We start from the raw sequence: 14,977 nt of genomic DNA on the forward strand, positions 1-14,977 counted from the left end.
TGTTTTACAATAAGAAGGATATGTATAAGCTAGGTAAATTGATGTTTTCTGCGTTGAAGAAAAACAAATACACAAAAGTTATTGTATTACTCTCATCGATCTTTATGATTTTATTCAGTGTGATATATTGTAATCATTTACTAAGAAGTAATTTCCTTTCTTCTTACCGTGATTCAAGTGTAAACTTAAAAAGCGTACTGGAAAATGGCATAATAAAAAAATACCATTATTTACTAATAGAAAAGCATCACATTAAATACAAAAATTTTGACTACATAAACCAACTAGTAAAACTACGTGCTGAATTATTACAATCAGTGAGCAAAGTAAAGGATTTCAGCTTAATACTGTATGATCAAAACGGCAGAATAATATTCAGTAATTTTAACACTCAAGATTATGATTATGAACAGTTACTTACAAACGATGAAATTGATAAACTATTAAGTAACCAAGAAATATTTTATACTACAGGAAATACATTAACTTCTATTTTCCCTATATTCCATGAAAATAGCGTTAAACCGTCGTTTTTTTTGAAGATTCTTCGAAACTACAATAATTCTTATGTTATAGCATATGGCCTGTTTTTAACATTTTTGGGCCTATTATTAATAATCTTAATATTAATAATGTTCTATTTGCACTTTTCTAATACCCAAATGCTAGCCAAGCAACATAAAACTAACATTGAATTACAGCAGATAAAAGAGACATTAGAGCAAGAAAATGCAAACAAGCTAAAGTTTTTTGCAAGCGTTACACATGAATTACGCACACCTCTTAATGCTATTATTGGATTTGCGGAGTTGATCAAAAATAAAACTTTAGGTTCAATGGATAATTCTCAATACAAGGAGTATGCAGACGATATATATAATGCAGGAACACACTTACTTACCTTAATTAATGATGTGCTCGATTTTTCTAAAGCTGAATCAAGTAGTTTAACAGTAGAAAAAGTGAAGTTTAACCTGAACAAAATAATGGATTCATGCGTAAATATGCTATTACCTAAATTAAAAGAAGCCGGGATTAATTTAAAAAAAGAGATGACTAATAAACAATTATTAGTCATTGCAGATCCCAAGAGAATGAAACAAGTTATAATAAATTTATTATCAAACTCAATCAAGTTTACTCCCAAAGATGGTTTAATAAGAATGGTGATAAAAGAAAATATAGAAAAAAACTTATTAACTATTGAGTTTCATGACAATGGAATAGGAATAATGCAGCAGGACATATATAAAGTTATGTCTGTTTTTGGCCAAGCAGATTCGGGGTATAGAAACGAAGGTACGGGCATCGGATTGCCGCTAAGCAAGAAATTAGTAGAGTTAATGGGTGGAACTTTTGACATTAAAAGTGAAGCAAAACTTGGTACTACGATAACATTGAACTTCTTTTATGAAGAACAAACATGTGAAGATTCGATTGATTTTTAATAGGATCTATTTGATATGGCCTTACATCAGACGAAAACCACACTTTATCAAAAGCGGCAAGCCGAGAAGGTAGGCAGAAATTCATCAATAAGCCCCCATCAAGAATCTTATCTGTTAGCTATATATAAAATTTGATACTCTGACTACAATATACTACTATAGATGGAAGTGTTATTAATGGAGCAAGGTATGGAATTAGCAGTAGGAAATAATGCACCCGATTTTAGCTTGCCAGCAGATTCTGGTGAAAATTTATCACTGAGTGAATTTTTTGATAAAAAAAATGTAGTTCTTTATTTTTATCCTAAAGACGATACTCCGGGTTGTACAATGGAGGCAAAAGGCTTTAGAGATAAAATAGATGATTTTTCTTTCCTTGACACAGTGATAATTGGTATATCAAAAGATAGTGTTAGATGTCACACTAACTTCAAAGCAAAATATTCTCTGCCGTTTTCTTTAGTTTCTGATGAGAATGCTGAAATGTTGGGAAAATATGGTGTTTGGGTAGAGAAAAGTATGTTTGGCAAAAAGTATATGGGAATAGAACGCACTACTTTTTTAATAGATAAAAAAGGTAAAATAGTGAAGATCTGGAAAAATGTAAAAGTTAGTGGACATGTTGATGAGGTTCTGGAAGAAGTAAAGAGAATATAAACTAAAGAATAGGTTAATGGCTACCCATTGCTACATAAAAAAGCTGAAATTACATAATTTTCGTAGCCACTCAAACTTTGAACTGGATTCAGATGATAGCTCAGTTGTAATAACTGGCAAAAACGGTATTGGTAAAACTAATATACTTGAAGCAATCTCGTTGCTTGCTAAAAGCAATGGAATGAAAAAAGCAAAAGCCAGTGAGATACAAAATAGATTCAGTAATGAAGATTGGGTAGTGCACTATGATTTTTTTAATGGAATGGATTTTAATTCAATTGGTATCGCAAAGAGTTTTGATAAGAAACTAATACAAATTGATGGAAAAACGCAATCGAGTTATTCATCTTTGTATAAGATATCCAATGTAATATGGCTGATTCCACAAATGGACTATGTTCTTCTTAATTCTCCAAGTGACAGATTAAAATTTTTAGACCGTATAGTCTCACTGTTTGAGGAAAATTACACTTGCTGCTACATGAAACACAGAAAAGCTAAACGTGAGCGAAGTAAACTGTTAAGAGAGAACACCTTGGACGAAAATTGGCTCTCTAGTCTTGAAAACATAATGGCCGTTAATGCAGTTAGTATTTTACGTATGCGATCGTCTGTTTTAAAGACACTACAAGACACAATTGATAACCATTCCAGTGAGTTTTTTCCGAAGGCAAGTTTGAAATTCAGCAGCCAGCTAACTTTGGACGATACTGCAGAATATTTTCAGAATCGTCTAAAGGAAAACAGAGAAAAAGATTCATTGACTGGTAGAGTAACCTTTGGTGTGCATAACGATAATTTTCGGGTTTTTTGTCAAAAAAGAAACGTACCAATAAATCTGTGCTCCACTGGAGAACAAAAGTTATTACTGCTTTCTATTATTTTATCCAGTGTAAAAGCAAGGTGTATTCATTACAATAAGGCACCACTTCTTCTACTTGATGATATAATGTCTCATCTGGATAAACATTACAGAAAGGCGTTAATGGAGGAAGTGTTAAGTATTCAATGTCAAACTTGGATAACTGATGTAAATCAAGATAATTTCAATAGCTATCTTTATTCTTTCAAGTTTTTTGAATTATCAAATGAATAGTACCTCTTTCAAAGCTCATACAGGCAACTCCCAATTGTAAATTCCGGCAATTAAACCTCAAACCAAAACATTTCTGTTTTTTTTACTTTAAATTAAATGCAAAAGTTACTTTACAAACTTCGCCAGTCCCCTTATCATGAAACTGAAGCTATTTATTTATCTTCTCTGTACAGATTAAATGACAAAAAAACTCACGTATCTGGCGTCCCATGTTTAATTTTTTGCACTATGTGCACCTTATGTCTTTATAAAATTTCTAGGTTTTTACCTAATATAAGCTGAAATGCGCTTATAAAGCATTTAAAACATCAAAAAACGCCGATTTAAAAAATGGATAGTGAATAACTAGCTACCCTAGGGTTTCTTTTGCCTTTTTTTCTGTTTAGTAAATTTCTTAATATTTATAATTTAGATTAGTTGCGGCTTAAAAGCAGCTGAATCGCGGTTATTAAGCGTTTAGAATAAAAAAACGCCATACTTGAAAGTATAATGTAAGTAATTAGCCAACCACGGGGCTTCTTTTGCCTTTTTTTTCATTTGGTAAATTTCTTAATATTCATAGCTAAACGACAACCGTTATTCCGCTGCTTGTTAGCTGATGAGATACCGCGAATGAATCGCGGTATGACGGTATGCGGCGGCATGACGATAAGCCTTGTCATTCCAGCGCGTGACGCTGGAATCTAAACTTTAACTGATATGATTACAGAAAGAGAATTTATTAGGTATTCATAGACACTGAAAGTGGTCAGCTTGACCACTTTCAAGTAAAGAAAACTACGTTTGTGCCTCCAATAATTTCTATTACTTATCCGCTACTGCACCGTCTTTACAAATCACACCTCCTGGTGTTATTTTTGAAACGACTACAGGAGCGCCAAAAAACACAGCAGTGAATGCACCGAGTGCAAAAAGCGCTGGCCACGGCATTCTACCGAATATTGCAAGCAACGCTGCACCAATTATCACTATTGTGATCATTGGTCCACCTATGCCATGAGTATAGCCTATTATCTTGCATATCACTGATGATGTTGTATCACTTGTATCAACAAAAGCATCTGCAGCATTTGCATCAAACGCAAAGGAGAAAATTAAAACCGCAAGTAGAAGAAAATTTTTCATTATACCCTCCAATCATTTCTGTCCTAAGTTAGATTATTCTGCAATTTGATTAAATTTGAGTAAATGGTAAGGGTTCTAGTAAATTTGTCATCCTATCAGTTTATAAAAATTCCCGGATCTCAGTGTTATGCACTTGGACAACATTTATACAATTGTGGAATAATGGTGCTCCTTTAAGAAGCACCGTTTAGCTAATGCTTTTCTAAATCTGCAGCGCCTATTTTTTACACGCTCCTGTACTTGTATCCCAGTTGGTACCATCAGGGCAAGCAGTTGCACCATTTTTACAAATCACACCGCCTGGTACTATTTTTGAAACAACTACAGGTGCACCAAAAAACACAGCAGTAAATGCACCGAGTGCAAAAAGCGCTGGCCACGGCATTCTGCCAAATATTGCAAGCAATGCTGCACCAATTATTACTATTGTGATCATCGGTCCACCTATGCCGTGAGTATAGCCTACTATTTTGCATATTGTGTTTGACGTTGCGTCATCAGTAACACTGCTAGCAAAAACATTATCAAATGCAAAGGAGATAACTAAAGCCACAAGTAAAAGAAAATTTTTCATTATGCCTCCAATAATTTCTATTACTTATCCGCTACTGCACCGTCTTTACAAATCACACCTCCTGGTGTTATTTTTGAAACGACTACAGGAGCGCCAAAAAACACAGCAGTGAACGCACCGAGTGCAAAAAGCGCTGGCCATGGCATTCTGCCGAATATCGCAAGCAAAGCTGCACCAATTATCACTATTGTGATCATCGGTCCACCTATGCCGTGAGTATAGCCTATTATCTTGCATATCACCGATGATGTTGTATCATTTTTATCAACAAAAGTAGTACTTGCAGGAGGAGCACCTGCATCAAACGCAAAGGAGAAGATTAAAGCCACAAGTAGAAGAAAATTTTTCATTACGCCTCCGATAATTTCTATTTAATGCTGGATTATCCTTCACTTTGATTAAATTTAAGTAAACGGCAAGGATTTTTTTGCTTAAAAATATATTTTATTTCATTTAGAATACTTTTCTTGTTCATTTATATTACATGCTACAGAAATTTTACAGCATCGTTTATTGCCTTTATCGTGCTTTGATTGACACAATTTATAATGATGGAGTGGAGCACGCAGGGTATTTGTCATTTTTAATCCTGTTATCGATATTTCCTTTTCTCATCGTTTTAATGGCTGTGGCGTCAACATTCGCAAGTTTCTTAGACCAGTACAACATTGGCTGGGTATTTATCATTGATAACATGCCACAGGATATTTTATCATCTTTGATGCCGCGCATTAGGGAGATAATATCAGGCCCGCCGCAAAGCTTACTAACTTTAGCAATTGTAGGTGCTGTTTGGACCGCTTCATCGACAATTGAAGGGCTTAGAACAATACTCAATAAGGCCTATAAAGTTCCGGTTTCGCCGCCTTATATATTAAGAAGAGTACTAAGTATATTACAATTTTTAGTAATCACGCTTATTATAACTCTAACTATAGTGTTTTCTACACTAGTACCAATGCTAATTGATTTTTCCTATCAGGGGCTAAGTTATACTAGGTATTTACTTATTGAATTTGTACTTTTCACAGTAGTCTCTTGGCTATATTTTATGTTACCAAACATAAAACAAAATTTATCAGACGTATTTCCTGGATCTTGTGTAGCTGTTATTCTTTGGACGATTTCTGCTTCAGCTTTTAAGCAATACTTAAAAGCTTCCTTTGACCAACTGGATTTGATATATGGAAGTTTAGGTGGTGTGGTAGTGTCATTACTATTTTTTTATATGCTAAGTTTGATTTTTATATATGGAGCAAAATTTAATTTTCAGCTAAAATATTTCAATGAATCTCGCTAAGGAGAAAGAAATGAGTAAGTTAGAAGGTAAAGTAGCTTTAATCACCGGAGCTTCAGGTGGAATAGGCTCTGCTGTTGCAAAAAGGTTTATAAGAGAAGGTGCATGTGTGATTCTGATTTCAAGATCTCTTGATAATCTCAAGCCACTATATAATGAAATTGAAGAGCTTGAAGAATTTAAAGAAGGCTCTGTGAAACTAATTCAGCTTGATCTTTTAGACTTTGAGAATGTAAAGATACTGACAAACATGATAGAAAGCCTGAAATTATCAGAATCTGGAGCACTTGATATATTAGTTGCGTGTGCTGGAATTTTAGGCAAACTGAACCCCATTCATGACTGTGAGATTGAAGAGCTACAGAACGTAATGAATACAAATTTTACTGCCAATTGGTACTTACTGAAAAACTTAGATCCAATGCTAAAAAAGTCTAATGCTGGAAGAGCGATATTCATGACCTCAGAAGTGACACTTTCTCCTTCCTCTTATCCATATTGGATGCCGTATGCTGCAAGTAAAGTTGCACTAGAAATAATGGTGCAGATATATGCATCTGAGACAAAACATACAAAATTATGTGTAAATGCTGTATACACGGAAGGACCTGTGGGTAGTGAGCAGGCATTTCCTGGATCTGAATTGGTGTCACCTGATAAACTAACAGATAAATTTGTGGAATTAGCTTCTGAAGACTGCAGCATATCAGGAAAAATCTTACCGCTCAGCAAATCTCCCGAATAAATTACCATAGTATCTGCAAAGATACCATTAAGCCCACAACTGTATGAACATTGTGATTTGAGAGTAATCTCCACTAGGAAGGATGTCATCCCAGTGCCTCTATGGTGTCATGCCAGTGCGTGACACTGGAATCTAGTCTTTATTATGCAGCCACTTATTTAAAGTTAAGTTTTCTGGATCCCAGTGTCTGGGCACTGGGATGACACCTCTGGGCACTGCCGTCATAAAGGAACCAGTGTCAGCTACTTGAATGACATCATTTGCTGTGCAATTTACCTTCAAAAATGAATGTTTGTACAGCTGTGTGTCAAGCACTGGAATCTGCCACGCAAATTGCAATGTTCGTACAGTTATGCGTCAAGCCTAAAAGTAATTAGCTAATAGGTTTAATAAAAATTCACATATACAGGAAAGATTGGTAACATTACTTGAATAGAGACCGTTATTGTAATTATGCCGAAACGCACAGATATAGAATCTATATTAGTAATAGGAGCAGGCCCAATAGTTATAGGTCAGGCATGCGAGTTTGATTATTCTGGAACGCAAAGCTGTAAAGTATTAAAAAGTGAAGGTTATAAAGTCATTTTGGTTAACTCCAACCCCGCAACTATAATGACAGATCCTGAATTCTCTGATGCAACTTATATTGAGCCGGTACTGCCTGAAATCATAGAGAAAATTATAATTAAGGAGAGGCCAGACGCAATATTGCCAACAATGGGCGGGCAAACAGCACTCAATTGCGCAATAAAACTTGCAGATGATGGAGTGTTAGACAAATACAACGTAGAATTAATAGGGGTAAATAGAGAAGCAATAAAAAAAGCAGAGGATAGAGAGTTATTCCGTCAGTCCATGGATAGAATAGGACTGAAATATCCCAAAAGTATCATTATAAAAAATCAAGAACAAATAAAAAAGGCTTTGGACTACGTTGGATTACCAGCAATCATCCGTTCATCATTCACTCTTGGTGGCGCAGGTAGTGGCATAGCATATAATAAAGAGGAGTTTTTCAATATCGCAGAAAGTGCTCTCAAAATTTCGCCAATAAATGAAGTTCAGATAGATGAATCAATTATCGGCTGGAAAGAGTATGAAATGGAAGTTATCCGCGATTGTAAAGATAACTGCATAATAGTCTGTTCGATAGAAAATGTTGATCCAATGGGAGTGCACACCGGAGATAGTATTACGGTTGCTCCTGCTTTGACTCTGCGTGATGCTGAATATCAACAAATGAGAAATGCATCTATAGCAGTGCTGAGGGAAATTGACGTTAGTGCCGGTGGTGCAAATGTTCAGTTTGCAGTGAACCCTAAAGAAGATGGAAGCCTCGTTGTAATTGAAATGAATCCAAGGGTTTCTCGCTCCTCTGCACTTGCTTCGAAAGCAACAGGCTATCCTATTGCAAAAGTTGTAACTAAACTTGCTATTGGCTATTCGCTCGATGAAATACGTAATGACTGCGCTCCAGTTATACCTGCTGCATTTGAACCAGTGATTGATTATATCGTCACTAAAATTCCTCGTTTTGAATTTGAGAAATTTAAGGGGACGAATTGTGAATTATCAACCTCCATGAAATCGGTGGGAGAAGTAATGTCTATAGGCCGCACTTTTAATGAGTCGCTGCAGAAAGCTTTTCGCTCGCTTGAAACTGGGCTCACGGGACTTGATGAAGTGTTTTCTGAAAATACTGATATTGATCACATCAGATCTCAATTAGCAAAATTGCTACCAAACAGATTGCTGATTGCTGCTGATGCAATGCGTCATGGAATTAGCATAGAAGAAATAAATTCAATTACAGGTTATGACTTATGGTTTTTGCAGAATATACAGCAAATCATCTTGGCTGAACAAAAAATCAAGGAAAACGGCCTCCCTGGAACTGCATATGAAATGTTAGAGCTGAAAAAAATGGGATTTTCAGATGCAAGATTGGCGAAATTAAGCAATAAGAAAGTAGAGCAAATCGAAGAAACAAGAAAAAAATTTGGCATCAAACAAGTTTATAAGCGTGTAGACACCTGTGCAGCTGAATTTGAATCGAGCACTGCTTATATGTATGGCTGTTATGAGGGAAACATTACAAATAGGACAGAATGCGAAGCGGACATTTCTGACCGAAAAAAGGTTGTCATTTTAGGAAGTGGTCCAAACCGCATTGGTCAAGGTATTGAATTTGATTATGCATGCGTACATGCAGCTTCTGCCGCCAAAGAAATGGGGTATGAAACAATAATGATCAACTGTAATCCAGAAACTGTTTCAACTGACTACGATACCGCTGATCGTTTATATTTTGCCCCACTGATTGCAGAGGATGTGCTTGAAATACTAAGCAAAGAGCAAGAAAATGGCACACTGGTTGGTGTAATAGTTCAAATAGGTGGTCAAACACCTTTAAAGTTAGCCAAAGTGCTTAACGAGAGAGGTTTCAAAATTCTGGGAACTTCGTTTGATTCTATTGACCTTGCAGAAGATCGCATGAGGTTTAAAAATCTTGCTTTGCAACTTAATTTAAAACAACCTGAAAGTTCTATCTGCCATTCAGTAGAAGAAGCGTTAACCAATGCAGAAAAGGTGGGGTTTCCACTAGTAGTCAGGCCATCATATGTCCTCGGTGGTCAATCCATGTCGATTAGACATGATACTCAGAGCTTTAAAGAGTACGTCTTAGATCAAACTAAAATCTTTGAGCATGGTTCGCTGCTTCTTGATAAATTTTTAGTCAATGCAGTTGAGGTTGACGTTGATGCTGTATGTGATGGGGAAAAAGTTTTCATTGCAGCGGTCATGGAGCACATTGAAGAAGCTGGTATTCATTCTGGCGATTCAACATGCTCAATACCGACAAATACATTGAGTGACGAAGTAATAAAAGAGATCGAGCTCCAAACTGAGAGAATAGCATTAGCATTAAAAGTGAAAGGTCTGATAAACATTCAGTTTGCTGTTCAAGAGAATAGACCTCTTGCAGAACCTGTTTGTGATGAGAAATCTTTAGGAAAAGTGCAGATGAGCACCACAGAATACTCGAATGTATTTGAGGAGCGCAGACAAGCTTTGACGACAAAATTGCCTTCAGAAATCGAGTTATGCAAGAGGTCTAGTGATGTATACATACTTGAAGTGAATTTAAGGGCTAGTCGAACCGTTCCTTTTATTTCCAAGGTAATCAATATTCCTATTGCAAAGCTTGCCACTCAGGTTGTTTTGGGTAAAAAATTGAATCAGGAAAACAAGCCTTTCAATCATTTTGCAGTTAAAGCTGCTGTTTTTCCATTTACCCGCTTTGCAGGAGTTGATACTTTACTTGGTCCTGAAATGAAATCAACAGGAGAAGTGATGGGAATTGACTCATCATTTGAAGCTGCACTTGCAAAAACGCACATGGCTGCAGGATACAAGTTACCAACAGAAGGAACAGCTCTGGTTTCAGTAAAAGATGATGATAAAAAGTATATATTGCCAGTTGCACGAATGTTGAAAGAACTGAGTTTTGAAATATATGCCACCAAAGGCACAGCTTCGTATCTGAACAATAACGGCATTGCTGCACAAGCTGTAAATAAAGTAAGAGAAGGCAGACCCCACATAGTTGATATGTTCAAAGATGGAAAAATAAATCTAGTGATTAATACTTCAAAAGGTGTAAAGTCAGTCTCAGACAGCAAAGATATCAGGAGAACTGCTATTTTGCAAAATATAGCTTACAGCACCACAGCTTCCGGAAGTAAAGCGTTAGTGCTTGCAATTCAATATGTAAAGAATAGCAAACTGGAAGTGAAATCATTACAGCAGATACAAAACGTTTAAATATCAAAACTAGAATAATTCACTCTCAAAATGCTAAAGAGAACATAATAAAAAGATGGAAATTTTGAAGGAAATAGTATACCTAAAGAATCAACTAGCGTAATTGAACAGCCAAATGCTGCAACGAATGCTCCACAATCTCACCTAGAGGACACTTCCCTTATATGTTAAGAACAAGTCTTTATAAATATCAAAGTAGTGAGATTAAAGACACACAGAGAAGAGGAATCGTCACGCCCCTTGATTATAAGAATCGTTGTTCAGCAAGGTTCTCTTCTCTGGTTTATTATACTGAAAGTTCCGAACAACTGATTGAGCTTTTAGGCTCGTATATAAGGCTGGAAAATGCAGTATATGTTATTATTACGGAGGAATTATGAATTCATCAAACATTATTGCTGGCATTGATGTTAGCAAAAGTAAATTAGATCTCCACATTCACTCACTTGAGCATTATAAAATATTTGAAAACAATGTACAATCCATTGGTGAAATGCTGGACTTTTTACGTTTGCATAATGTAACCAAAATTGGTCTTGAGGCAACTGGTGGATACGAAAAATTATGTGCCTATACTTTACTAAGCAATGGTTTTGAGGTGTACGTCATTCAACCAAGGTGGGAGAGACTATGCTAAAAGTCTTGGTATTACTACAAAAACTGATAAAATAGACTGCAGTATCATCTCACGTTATATTAATAATACAGATATGCGTGTTACTCCTTTAACAGTTAGTAATGGTAATATTGATTGCTTGAAACAAAAATTATCTCGTAGAAACCAACTTGTAGAAATAGCAAAAATACAAAAAACCCAAATCCAACAGGTAACTGATACATCTATAATCAAACAAATAGAGGAACTTCTTGCAATTTTACGTAATCAAATTAAAACTTTAGAAGATGAAATGATTACATTTATCGATCAAAACCAAGAGCTTAAAAGAAAATATATATCAATAACTATATAGTAGCGGGATGACGGTTTTTCAAATTGTCGGTAAATCTAAGTCAGTTTAGCTATAGGCAGCAATTTTCTGTATTTATTTTAAATTGAAGAAAGCTCAAATGAAAGATCGTGTTTTGCTAAAAATCACAGAATGCAGTCTGGTTACTATTTAAAAGGATATGTTCAAAAAAACTGTGTCAAATCAACTCATACACTTCATTACCAACTTCATGATGAAGTTCCGCAGTTGGATGGAAATAATCAAAAAAGAAATAATCCTTTAGTGTTTCTTTGCTACACCCAGGGTTATAGTGAACGTCAAGTTCCCCTTTAAATATCAACTTTAAGAGTATTTTTATATTTTCTTTAAATCTCCCAACTTGGTCTGCAATGTTCGATGTGCATGCATCTTGACAATTTAAACCTTTGCTCTTGTATTCGCTAAACATACTTCTCATTTTAGAGTTAAGATCAAATGCTTTTATTTCAAGATTTGTACTTTTCTTCATATAATCTAAGCCTTTAGCCAGTTTTGCATTGAAACTCTCCGTGAGCTTTGTAGCTAGTTCCCTTGCTTTTTCATCTCTATTAAAAGCTGGTATTGAGCCAACTTCAGGTGCATTTGCAACAACTACATGCTTAACACCATGTTCATTTAGAACCTTAAGTGCATTACATATTTCACTCACTGCTTGTTCCAACACTTCTTCCGCTTTAGTATCGTCATAAGCAGTGGCAACCATAACATCATTTCTGCCGATTATGATGCAAAATAAATCTTCTTTACCTATATCTGGATGATGTTTAATTACCGCATCTAGCTGGTTAGCTAAACGAAATTTATTGAAGAAATAAGAAAAAATAGGGTCAAAAATTTCAGATGCTGTTGCATATGAAACTGCGTAATTCTGACCTTGCTGTTCGTGGCATCTCCCAAAAAATGAATAACTCCACCCAGGTTTAAATTCATCTAAATCTAAATATTTTGCTATATATTCAACAGCAGTAGGGCCATTGCTAAAAGATCTTCCTTGATAAAAAGGATCATCAAATTTTACGCTTTTTGCAAAGGATAAATTATTTAAAATTCCAATGATTGCGCCATTATCGGATAAGCTATCACCCAGAACATAAAAATTTCTATACTTTGAATTAGAATTGTCATTTTTGTTTGTCATAATATTTACCGTAGATTAGCATGTTGTTTCATTAGATTCATAGAAAAAGAAAAATAGCGGTGAAATTATACAACTTTGGCCTAACTTGCTCTCCACTTTTTCCGGGCAAAATCAGCTTCTTCTTAACTTGACACGTATACTTAAAAGAACCCTCTAAGTTTTCTAGCACGGCTTGGATGTTTCAACTTGCGCAGTGCTTTTGCCTCTATTTGCCTAATTCTCTCACGTGTTACATTAAAAATTTTTCCTACTTCTTCTAAGGTATGTTCCTTCCCATCTTTACCAAGGCCAAAACGCATTCTTAAAATTCTTTCTTCCTTTGGTGTTAAAGTTGCAAGGACATTGGTTGTAATGCCACGCAAGTCAGCAAGTATTGCAGCATCCTCTGGCCTGGAGACTCGCTTGTCTTCTATACAATCACCAAAGGTACTACTATCATCTTTTCCTGTTGGAGCTTCAAGACTGACTGGATCCCTTGCTATTTTCATAACTTTGCGTATTCTTTCCAGTGGCATTGTCAGTTCTACACTCAATTCCTCTAACGTCGGCTCTCTTCCCCTCTCATGAGTCATCTTTCTTAATGCTCTGTTGATTTTACTGATAATTTCCACCATATGAACTGGTATTCTAACTACTTTAGACTGCTCAGGTATTGCTCTAGTGATTGATTGTCTTACCCACCAAGTGCCATAAGTTGAAAATTTATATCCACGTTTGTAATCAAACTTATCCACGGCCTTCATAAGACCAATATTGCCTTCTTGTATCAAATCAAGCAGATCAAGGCCTCTTTTTGAATACTTCTTAGCAATGGAAACTACTAGCCTTAAGTTAGCCTTAATCATTTCTTGCTTTGCTTCAGAGACTTCTCGTTCGTGTTTTTGTATTCTCTTGATTAGCTCCTTAAATTCTTGTACGTTATCTTCCTGTATATGCTGCTTAATACCGTTCAAGGTACTAGCTATATGTTCAGAGTTATCGTCTATAAACCTTAAAAATTTGTTTTTTAATTCACCTGTAAAAGAGGACTGATTTTCATTGATCTTTAAAAGACTTATCTTTTTCAATTCGTGCTTTAAAAGCACGTCATCATAAACTTTATAGAAACTTTCTCTATCGATATCGTATTTTCTAGCCTCAGCAATAAGATTAGCCTCTTCAAGCGTAATGGATCTATTTATCTTATAAAGTTCTTGTGTAATTCTGGCAACAGCAGCATCACTTAACTTAATTTGTAATGCTATAGACCATATTTGATTATACAAATTTTCTAGCTCATTAGAGAAATTTTTAGAATTTTTTCTTAATATCAACGCTTCATTTGTTAAAGTAATTATCTCATCCAATGCAACTATGACCTTTGGCAATAAGTCACTTTCCATTTCAAGAATAGAAACATTTAAATTGACTGAACTTATATCTTCATTATTACCGTCTTTCTCATCATCACTACAGTACTCAGCATCTTCAGAAACATCCTCAGAATCCTCAACATCTTCAGCACTTTCTTCACTCTCTTCACTTTCTTCTTTGGGTACCACATTAAAATCAGAGTTATAAATTGCATCCAGATCTATAATTTCTCTCAGTAAGAGAGCTCCATTACTTAAATCATCACGCCATACTTTTATCACCTTTAATGTTACTGATGTTTCAATTATTGCGCGTAACATGTTATGCTTTTCAGATTCAATTTTTTTTGCTATCTCGATTTCATCTGCCCTTGATAAAAGCTTTACGGAGCTCATGTCTTGTAAATAAATCCTCACTGGATCATCATTTTGTACTAAAGTTGCAGTAACATTTGGCGATGTGTCATCATCATCAAGTTTACTATCATCACTGTTGGAAGGAATATCTTCTTCATCTTCGCTACTTTCAAGCACATTAATTCCGGAATCCTGCAATAAAGATATAGCATCATCTATAAAGTCAGACGAAAAATTTTCATCTGATAATTTATCATTTATATCATCAAAGGTGATAAAACCACCCTTTTTTATACTCTTAGTTACCAGATCTTTGATAATTTTTTTCTTATCTTCTGCATCATTAATAGTTGACATCATTACCTTTATAG

General features: G+C 35.2%; 17 protein-coding genes. 10 read left to right on the forward strand and 7 right to left on the reverse strand.

The features are described from left to right. Positions 1-20: 20 nt before the first annotated feature. From OOK97_RS01760 to OOK97_RS01775, 4 genes are all read left to right on the forward strand, one after another. The gene (locus OOK97_RS01760; protein WP_209473279.1) at positions 21-1,448 is read left to right on the forward strand and encodes a sensor histidine kinase; all 1,428 of its coding nucleotides are present in this window, start codon (positions 21-23) and stop codon (positions 1,446-1,448) included. Positions 1,449-1,637: 189 nt separating this feature from the next. Beyond that, complete coding sequence (gene bcp, locus OOK97_RS01765; protein WP_213863331.1) at positions 1,638-2,105, forward strand: thioredoxin-dependent thiol peroxidase; 468 nt, start codon at positions 1,638-1,640, stop codon at positions 2,103-2,105. Positions 2,106-2,121: 16 nt separating this feature from the next. Continuing rightward, positions 2,122-3,201, forward strand: coding sequence for a DNA replication/repair protein RecF (recF, locus tag OOK97_RS01770; protein ID WP_182319834.1), 1,080 nt, complete (start codon positions 2,122-2,124; stop codon positions 3,199-3,201). 537 nt (positions 3,202-3,738) lie between these two features. Beyond that, positions 3,739-3,888, forward strand: coding sequence for a hypothetical protein (locus tag OOK97_RS01775; protein ID WP_156517978.1), 150 nt, complete (start codon positions 3,739-3,741; stop codon positions 3,886-3,888). Positions 3,889-4,005: 117 nt separating this feature from the next. Here OOK97_RS01775 and OOK97_RS01780 read toward each other — a convergent pair whose 3' ends face one another. The 4 genes from OOK97_RS01780 to OOK97_RS01795 all read right to left on the reverse strand — a co-directional run bounded on the left by OOK97_RS01780 (position 4,006) and on the right by OOK97_RS01795 (position 5,481). After that, entirely contained in the window at positions 4,006-4,326 is a 321-nt protein-coding gene (locus tag OOK97_RS01780; RefSeq protein WP_012673416.1) for a TrbC/VirB2 family protein, read from the reverse strand. Positions 4,327-4,543: 217 nt separating this feature from the next. Beyond that, positions 4,544-4,900: a TrbC/VirB2 family protein gene (locus OOK97_RS01785; RefSeq protein ID WP_015589491.1), complete on the reverse strand. Its 357-nt coding sequence runs from the start codon at positions 4,898-4,900 to the stop codon at positions 4,544-4,546. Positions 4,901-4,920: 20 nt separating this feature from the next. After that, positions 4,921-5,250, reverse strand: a complete 330-nt coding sequence (locus tag OOK97_RS01790; RefSeq protein WP_264705488.1) for a TrbC/VirB2 family protein — start codon at positions 5,248-5,250, stop codon at positions 4,921-4,923. Positions 5,251-5,349: 99 nt separating this feature from the next. Further along, the gene (locus OOK97_RS01795) at positions 5,350-5,481 is read right to left on the reverse strand and encodes a hypothetical protein (protein ID WP_264705693.1); all 132 of its coding nucleotides are present in this window, start codon (positions 5,479-5,481) and stop codon (positions 5,350-5,352) included. On the opposite strand from OOK97_RS01795, the gene OOK97_RS01800 reads away from it, so the two are divergent. Then, positions 5,457-6,200 (forward strand): YihY/virulence factor BrkB family protein, encoded by a 744-nt coding sequence (locus OOK97_RS01800; RefSeq protein WP_264705648.1) that lies wholly within the window; start codon positions 5,457-5,459, stop codon positions 6,198-6,200. The two genes, OOK97_RS01795 and OOK97_RS01800, sit on opposite strands and share 25 nt — an antisense overlap. Then, positions 6,187-6,942 carry an SDR family oxidoreductase gene (locus OOK97_RS01805; protein WP_264705489.1) on the forward strand — a complete coding sequence of 252 codons (756 nt, stop codon included), beginning with the start codon at positions 6,187-6,189 and terminating at the stop codon, positions 6,940-6,942. The genes OOK97_RS01800 and OOK97_RS01805 overlap by 14 nt, the downstream gene beginning before the upstream one ends. 132 nt (positions 6,943-7,074) lie before the next feature. Here the strand turns inward: OOK97_RS01805 and OOK97_RS01810 are convergent, their stop codons facing one another. Further along, positions 7,075-7,257 carry a WPE palindromic element domain-containing protein gene (locus OOK97_RS01810; protein WP_264705490.1) on the reverse strand — a complete coding sequence of 61 codons (183 nt, stop codon included), beginning with the start codon at positions 7,255-7,257 and terminating at the stop codon, positions 7,075-7,077. Positions 7,258-7,395: 138 nt separating this feature from the next. Here OOK97_RS01810 and carB point away from each other — a divergent pair, with 138 nt between their 5' ends. The 4 genes from carB (at position 7,396) to OOK97_RS01830 (ending at position 11,741) form a co-directional block, all read left to right on the forward strand. Then, on the forward strand, positions 7,396-10,770 hold the full coding sequence (gene carB, locus OOK97_RS01815) for a carbamoyl-phosphate synthase large subunit (RefSeq protein WP_264705491.1): 3,375 nt from the start codon (positions 7,396-7,398) through the stop codon (positions 10,768-10,770). A 164-nt stretch (positions 10,771-10,934) separates the two neighbouring features. Beyond that, positions 10,935-11,150 (forward strand): hypothetical protein, encoded by a 216-nt coding sequence (locus OOK97_RS01820; protein WP_080717592.1) that lies wholly within the window; start codon positions 10,935-10,937, stop codon positions 11,148-11,150. Beyond that, entirely contained in the window at positions 11,147-11,407 is a 261-nt protein-coding gene (locus OOK97_RS01825) for an IS110 family transposase (RefSeq protein ID WP_264705492.1), read from the forward strand. Before OOK97_RS01820 ends, OOK97_RS01825 begins: the two co-directional genes overlap by 4 nt. Beyond that, the gene (locus OOK97_RS01830; protein WP_227738615.1) at positions 11,358-11,741 is read left to right on the forward strand and encodes a hypothetical protein; all 384 of its coding nucleotides are present in this window, start codon (positions 11,358-11,360) and stop codon (positions 11,739-11,741) included. Before OOK97_RS01825 ends, OOK97_RS01830 begins: the two co-directional genes overlap by 50 nt. Before the next feature lie 175 nt (positions 11,742-11,916). Here OOK97_RS01830 and OOK97_RS01835 read toward each other — a convergent pair whose 3' ends face one another. Both OOK97_RS01835 and rpoD read right to left on the reverse strand, forming a co-directional pair. Continuing rightward, the gene (locus OOK97_RS01835) at positions 11,917-12,897 is read right to left on the reverse strand and encodes an SGNH/GDSL hydrolase family protein (RefSeq protein ID WP_264705493.1); all 981 of its coding nucleotides are present in this window, start codon (positions 12,895-12,897) and stop codon (positions 11,917-11,919) included. A 140-nt stretch (positions 12,898-13,037) separates the two neighbouring features. Next, positions 13,038-14,963 (reverse strand): RNA polymerase sigma factor RpoD, encoded by a 1,926-nt coding sequence (rpoD, locus tag OOK97_RS01840; protein WP_264705494.1) that lies wholly within the window; start codon positions 14,961-14,963, stop codon positions 13,038-13,040. Between the last annotated feature and the right edge of the window lie 14 nt (positions 14,964-14,977).

It is taken from the genome of Wolbachia endosymbiont (group A) of Gymnosoma rotundatum (assembly GCF_947250765.1).
Taxonomy (GTDB): domain Bacteria; phylum Pseudomonadota; class Alphaproteobacteria; order Rickettsiales; family Anaplasmataceae; genus Wolbachia; species Wolbachia pipientis.

What these genes read in the sequence shown, in the direction of transcription:
- OOK97_RS01805 (WP_264705489.1), top strand. Translation starts at nt 6,187, where the DNA reads ATGAATCTCGCTAAGGAGAAAGAAATGAGTAAGTTAGAAGGTAAAGTA.
- carB (WP_264705491.1), top strand. Translation starts at nt 7,396, where the DNA reads ATGCCGAAACGCACAGATATAGAATCTATATTAGTAATAGGAGCAGGC.
- OOK97_RS01835 (WP_264705493.1), bottom strand. Translation starts at nt 12,897, where the DNA reads ATGACAAACAAAAATGACAATTCTAATTCAAAGTATAGAAATTTTTAT.
- OOK97_RS01830 (WP_227738615.1), top strand. Translation starts at nt 11,358, where the DNA reads ATGGTTTTGAGGTGTACGTCATTCAACCAAGGTGGGAGAGACTATGCT.
- recF (WP_182319834.1), top strand. Translation starts at nt 2,122, where the DNA reads ATGGCTACCCATTGCTACATAAAAAAGCTGAAATTACATAATTTTCGT.
- OOK97_RS01785 (WP_015589491.1), bottom strand. Translation starts at nt 4,900, where the DNA reads ATGAAAAATTTTCTTTTACTTGTGGCTTTAGTTATCTCCTTTGCATTT.
- OOK97_RS01825 (WP_264705492.1), top strand. Translation starts at nt 11,147, where the DNA reads ATGAATTCATCAAACATTATTGCTGGCATTGATGTTAGCAAAAGTAAA.
- OOK97_RS01795 (WP_264705693.1), bottom strand. Translation starts at nt 5,481, where the DNA reads ATGACAAATACCCTGCGTGCTCCACTCCATCATTATAAATTGTGTCAA.
- OOK97_RS01760 (WP_209473279.1), top strand. Translation starts at nt 21, where the DNA reads ATGTATAAGCTAGGTAAATTGATGTTTTCTGCGTTGAAGAAAAACAAA.
- OOK97_RS01780 (WP_012673416.1), bottom strand. Translation starts at nt 4,326, where the DNA reads ATGAAAAATTTTCTTCTACTTGCGGTTTTAATTTTCTCCTTTGCGTTT.
- OOK97_RS01790 (WP_264705488.1), bottom strand. Translation starts at nt 5,250, where the DNA reads ATGAAAAATTTTCTTCTACTTGTGGCTTTAATCTTCTCCTTTGCGTTT.
- OOK97_RS01820 (WP_080717592.1), top strand. Translation starts at nt 10,935, where the DNA reads ATGTTAAGAACAAGTCTTTATAAATATCAAAGTAGTGAGATTAAAGAC.
- rpoD (WP_264705494.1), bottom strand. Translation starts at nt 14,963, where the DNA reads ATGTCAACTATTAATGATGCAGAAGATAAGAAAAAAATTATCAAAGAT.
- bcp (WP_213863331.1), top strand. Translation starts at nt 1,638, where the DNA reads ATGGAATTAGCAGTAGGAAATAATGCACCCGATTTTAGCTTGCCAGCA.